4 protein-coding genes are annotated in these 4,640 nt (G+C 47.5%); 2 read left to right on the top strand and 2 right to left on the bottom strand.

What is annotated here, in order from left to right; genetic code table 11:
* Positions 1 to 794: bifunctional oligoribonuclease/PAP phosphatase NrnA (locus RMO52_RS12285; protein WP_396134961.1), on the bottom strand; the 794-nt coding region annotated here is incomplete at its 3' end.
* A gap of 296 nt (positions 795 to 1,090) precedes the next feature.
* A complete protein-coding gene (locus RMO52_RS12280; protein ID WP_309742292.1) occupies positions 1,091 to 1,783 on the bottom strand; it encodes a PHP domain-containing protein in 693 nt (230 codons plus the stop codon).
* Positions 1,784 to 2,316: 533 nt separating this feature from the next.
* Here RMO52_RS12280 and RMO52_RS12275 point away from each other — a divergent pair.
* Both RMO52_RS12275 and RMO52_RS12270 read left to right on the top strand, forming a co-directional pair.
* Complete coding sequence (locus RMO52_RS12275; protein WP_309742291.1) at positions 2,317 to 2,604, top strand: hypothetical protein; 288 nt, start codon at positions 2,317 to 2,319, stop codon at positions 2,602 to 2,604.
* 177 nt (positions 2,605 to 2,781) lie between these two features.
* A complete protein-coding gene (locus RMO52_RS12270) occupies positions 2,782 to 4,287 on the top strand; it encodes a UbiD family decarboxylase (RefSeq protein WP_310414500.1) in 1,506 nt (501 codons plus the stop codon).
* The last annotated feature ends 353 nt before the right edge of the window (positions 4,288 to 4,640 follow it).

Raw genomic sequence — 4,640 nt, 5'->3', positions numbered from 1 at the left:
CGTTTCGATCGGTATACTTGGAGGATGGCATTGAGCAGTTGGGCGTCATAAAAGCGGCTCAGATATCCCGCCGCTAAAAAGTCTTCTTCCTGCGCCTGCATCAGGCGGTTGGTATCGGAGCGTAAGCCGTGCATCAGTGCGGTGGCACATTTGACATGCTCGCTGATACTGCTATCGAGTTTGAGCAATCCTGCTTGGAGATATTGTGTCAGGATCGTGGCTGTCGCGCGAGTCGAGGGACGAATATCGACAAACTCGGCGTTAAGGTCTTCTTGGAGGCTGTGATGGTCGATAATGACGGTAATCGGGATGCCAGCTTGACGAACTATTTCTAATAGTTGACAGGTGGTACCTTGATTATCAATTAGGACGCAGCCTTGGTAGTGAGCGAGATCTTTTTCCTTGAGACTAGCACTCGAAATCTTTTTGGTCGGTAGTCCCGTCAGTTTGACGAGGGCGATATTTTCTTGATGGCTCAGAGCGCCAGCGTAGACCAGATCGCAATTGATATTATACTGCTTGGCAATCAGTTGATACGCCCAAGCTCCAGACAACGCATCAGGATCGGGGAAGTCTTGCAGCAAGACGATTTGACGATCGCCACGATGCCGCTCTAGTGTGGCTTTAAGTGCGGCTACCCGAATATCTTCAGTGGGTAAGTCGCAGCGGTTTTCAAGCTGAGCGGAGCCGCTAGGGGCTGGTAGCGTGAGTGTCACTGGCATCGATAGTCCATGACCGCCTTCACGATCGAGCTTTAGTTCTGGATGTTCGGCATCTGGTGTTGACTGTGTCATTTCGAGCAGTCCACGTATAGAATTTGTGTCTATACTTGAAGCTTGACCATTGAGAAGCTTAGTCGAATTTAAAGACATCTAATTCAGTAGAGGTATAATATCCCTAATCACTCATCATAAACAACTACGATCGGATTGGCAATTAGCGATTTTACTTAAGTCTCGCCCATATACGTCACAATCTTTGTGAGCAGCGGGTTTAGACTTTTTATTTCCAGTCGATCGCTTCATCACTTCCCGGCTCCATCCGACTCAGTATTCCACTATTTGATTGCTAAATAAAGCACAACTCTTACTTAGAGGCGCTGTAATAAGTTCAGTCCGTGAGTATCTGTGCCACAGGTATGCAGCAAATTATAACTATTGCCTAGGCGTTTGACTGTCTCAGTTTGCTCGAAGCTGGGAATCCAAGGATTGGGATTATTATACGCATAATATGTCTCTACCCCATCGATACCAAGCGATACTGCCGTCGGAATTAGTTCTTCGGGCGATCTACGATATCGCGCGGGATGTGCTAGGACGACAATCGCTCCAGCGCGATGTAAGGCGGCGATGACGCGTTCGGCGCGGGCATCCACACCTCTAGGTTCGCGCCCAGTCAGATAGGGAGCCAGACTCGGCTCAAGCGGATCGAAGCCATAGCCCAAGATATGTACATCTACAGGCGGCAGATAGGCAGTAATTTCTATTCCCGTCCACAATTGGAGCGCTGGAGCTGCCGAATTCGCGCTATCCTCGCTGGCTACTTGCATGGCTAACCATTGTGCCGCCCGATAATAACCGTCAACACAATGATGATCTGTAATAGCTATGCCTTGCAGTCCGATTTTTACGGCCTGCGCCATCAGATCTTCTGGTGTGAGCTTACCATCGGAGCAATTGGTGTGCATGTGAAAATTGTAATGCTTCGGACAACTATCGGGCTGAATGTTGGTGAAGATTTGCCGCAGTAGGTTGGTATTCTGTGATGAGTATTGGTTCCCCATAGCTTTGGATATCCGAGTCTGGTAGTTGCTGACGATCGTCAAGGTAGTTCTGTAAAAAAGTTACTTGTTTCTATTTCTAAAGATTACCCCACTCTTCACAATACTTTATGAGAATAGCCGCTATTACTCTCTCAGGATTTGGCAAGTTGTTAGTATTCCTTCTCTCATTGTAACGGTCTCCCCGCCCGATCGTCAGATCCACTTTTGGCGATCGACCCCCGCGATCGACCCCAGTAGAGTAGTAAAACATTATACCTAGCTTAGACTACAGGCTTTATGTGTCGATTCTCGATCGATTATCAAAAAGTTTAATGATATTTTAAGATTTCTCACAGATTCAGACTCTAGCCAATTTCCTAATTTATGATGTATGGATGTGCTAGATCTCGCACGATGAAAAGTGCGACACGGTCGGGCGCTCCGCCTAGTAGTCTTGGCGAAATCCTGAATAAAGCACCGATTACGAACGCCACAGCTACAGCATCTTGTTGAGAAAGTTCTTTCAGCCATCAGGCGGGTGAGGTTTTACGATCGTGTTATCAAACTTTCTACGTTCTCTATTCCTAGCCGTGCTATTGAGTTTTTTGGCTCCCATGCTCCTGATGTCAGGGTCATTGGCTAGCACTTGGTTATTAACTTGTATTCCTGGTTTGGGCGCGATCGGTCAAATACCCACTAATATGTTACTGGCTTTTCTCGATACCTTTGGTGGCGGCTGTGCTGTCCAAGGCATGTTAACAATCGCCTTAGTCTGCGGCTTTGTCGGCGCATTGTTTGATATTTACGCCTTTTATAGCTTGCGGATGCAAAAGGGGAATTAGGGATTAGGCTTTAGGCTTTGGGGAATAGGAAATAGGGAATAGGGAATAGAACTGCGTTCCAGTATTCTTCTTACCTCTTACCTCTTACCTTTTACCTCTTACCTCTTACCCATTACCTCTTACCTCCACCCCCCGATCCCCTTACAATAGAGACATAACTTTACATTGGGCGATCGCATGGCGGAGGACTTCAGAGAATTTTTAAAGGTACTCGAAAAACGGGGACAACTACGACGAATCAAGACACTCGTAGACTCCGACTTAGAAATTGCCGAAATCTCCAATCGGATGCTGCAATGTGGCGGCCCTGGCTTACTATTTGAGAATGTCAAAGGAGCAAAGTATCCTGTTGCCGTAAATATCATGGGCACGGTGGAGCGAATCTGCTGGGCGATGAATATGGAGAAACCCCAGGAACTAGAGGATTTGGGGCGAAAACTGGCGATGCTCCAGCAGCCCAAGCCGCCTAAGAAAGTCGCTCAAGCTGTCGAATTTGGCAAAGTATTATTTGACGTTCTCAAAGCCAAACCCAGCCGAGATTACTTTCCACCCTGCCAGCAGGTAGTCGTCGAGGGAAATGACCTAAATCTCAATAACCTGCCCTTAATTCGCCCTTACAGTGGCGATGCGGGCAAGATTGTTACCTTGGGATTGGTAATTACCAAAGATTGTGAAACCGGGACGCCCAATATCGGCGTGTACCGACTTCAGTTGCAATCTAAAAATACGATGACCGTCCAGTGGTTATCCATTCGTGGCGGTGCGCGTCACCTCCGCAAAGCTGCCGAACGGGGTAAAAAATTAGAAATAGCCATCGCACTCGGCGTACATCCCCTGGTAATTATGGCAGCGGCGACGCCAATTCCGATCGATCTCTCTGAGTGGTTATTTGCGGGGATCTATGGCGGCGGTGGGGTCAAACTAGCCAAATGTAAGACAGTAGATCTAGAAGTCCCCGCCGACTCAGAATTCGTCCTCGAAGGGACGATTACACCTGGGGAAGAAATGGTCGATGGCCCCTTTGGCGATCACATGGGCTATTACAATCAATCCAAATCATGCCCGTTGATTCGCTTCAATTGCATGACTCATCGCAAAGATCCCATTTATCTTACTACCTTCAGCGGTCGTCCGCCCAAAGAAGAAGCAATGATGGCGATCGCGCTCAACCGGATTTATACGCCCATCCTGCGCCAACAGGTACCAGAAATTGTCGATTTCTTCCTACCGATGGAGGCATTGAGCTATAAAGCGGCGATTATTTCGATCGATAAAGCCTATCCGGGACAAGCCAGACGCGCCGCGCTTGCCTTCTGGAGTGCCTTACCCCAATTTACCTATACCAAGTTCGTCATCGTTGTCGATAAAGATATCAACATCCGCGACCCGCGCCAAGTCGTCTGGGCGATTAGTTCTAAAGTTGACCCCCAACGCGATGTCTTTATCATCCCCGATACCCCATTTGATAAACTCGACTTTGCCACCCCAAAAGTCGGACTGGGAAGCCGGATGGGCATCGATGCGACGACCAAAGTTTATCCAGAAACCGATGCGGCATGGGGCGAACAATTGGAATCCGATCCCACAGTCGCAGCGATGGTAGACAGACGCTGGCGAGAATATGGGCTAGCTGATATCAATCTCGATGAGGTCAATGCTAATTTGTTTGGCTACGATATGTAGGCTTTCAAAGGGTAATGGGTAAAAGGTAAAAGGTAATGGGTAAAAGGTAAAAGGTAATGGGTAAAAGGTAAAAGGTAAAAGGTAAAAGTAGGGTGGGCACTGCCCACCACATAGATTTCAGCCGCTCTCTATTCAACAAATATTTATAACTATCAGTAAATATTTATATATAGCTTCACTAAAAAACCCCACCTAGTTACTAGGTGGGGTTTCTTAAATCGATCGTGACTGAACTAGTAGTCTATGGCATAAATAGAGTGGGTATTCACTTCGACTCCGCTCAGTGAGCGGGGAAACTTCCGCCGTCTAGTACTAGGGCAAACTGAGATTAATTAATCTCCACTAAACCTCTG

The sequence above is a fragment of the Chamaesiphon sp. OTE_8_metabat_110 genome (genome assembly GCF_031382685.1).
In the GTDB taxonomy this organism is placed as follows: domain Bacteria; phylum Cyanobacteriota; class Cyanobacteriia; order Cyanobacteriales; family Chamaesiphonaceae; genus Chamaesiphon.
This window is presented reverse-complemented; position numbering and strand designations above follow the sequence as displayed.

What these genes read in the sequence shown, in the direction of transcription:
- RMO52_RS12280 (WP_309742292.1), bottom strand. Translation starts at nt 1,783, where the DNA reads ATGGGGAACCAATACTCATCACAGAATACCAACCTACTGCGGCAAATC.
- RMO52_RS12270 (WP_310414500.1), top strand. Translation starts at nt 2,782, where the DNA reads ATGGCGGAGGACTTCAGAGAATTTTTAAAGGTACTCGAAAAACGGGGA.